This window comes from Glycomyces sp. TRM65418, assembly GCF_019710475.1.
Classification (GTDB): Bacteria; Actinomycetota; Actinomycetes; order Mycobacteriales; family Micromonosporaceae; genus Glycomyces.
Window position 1 is genome coordinate 1 of sequence record NZ_JAJFAX010000037.1, and the last position, 298, is coordinate 298.

Sequence of the window (298 nt, forward strand, 5' to 3'; positions counted from 1 at the left end):
GGCATAATCCAGACCCGCCATCTCCTCATGCCCGATCTCAGGATTGACCCCCACCAGCTCAGGCCGCTCCAACTCGTTGATAAACGCAAGGGCATGCCCCAGCGTCGGCAACAGGATGTTCCCCCGCGGCTCGTTCGGCTTCGGCTCGATCGCGAACCGGATACCGTAACCCTGCTCGATCACATACTCGCCCAGGACATCGAAGGCCTCCTTCATCCGCGCCATCGCCGACTGCACGTCCTTGGACCCACCCGACTCCGCGCCCTCACGCCCGCCCCAGGCCACATACACCTCCGCG

Annotated in this window: 1 pseudogene; it reads right to left on the reverse strand. The window is 64.4% G+C overall.

The features are described 5' to 3' along the window. Nucleotides 1-298, reverse strand: a pseudogene (locus tag K3N28_RS23210) (xylose isomerase); the annotation flags it as partial.